The organism is Streptomyces varsoviensis, from assembly GCF_000718635.1.
Taxonomy (GTDB): domain Bacteria; phylum Actinomycetota; class Actinomycetes; order Streptomycetales; family Streptomycetaceae; genus Streptomyces; species Streptomyces varsoviensis.
In genome coordinates, this window is record NZ_JOBF01000099.1 from 1 (window position 1) to 237 (window position 237).

Here is a 237-nt window from a genome sequence, read left to right on the forward strand (position 1 = left end):
ACGTACCCGTATGTGGATGTGCGGGAGGACGACGTGTCGATGGGGCATGAGGCGACGGTCTCCAAGGTCAGTGAGGACCAGCTCTTCTATCTGATGAGCCGGGGGCTGACGGAGTTCGAGGCGATGGCGATGATCGTGCGCGGGTTCGTCGAGCCGATCGCGCGGGAGCTGCCGATGGAGTACGCGCTGGAACTCAACCGGCTGATCGAACTGCAGATGGAAGGCTCCGTCGGCTGA

1 protein-coding gene is annotated in these 237 nt (G+C 62.9%); it reads left to right on the top strand.

What is annotated here, in order from left to right; translation table 11 throughout:
* A partial coding sequence (locus IF55_RS35775) for a SufD family Fe-S cluster assembly protein (RefSeq protein ID WP_030893517.1) occupies positions 1-237 on the top strand: 237 nt, incomplete at its 5' end.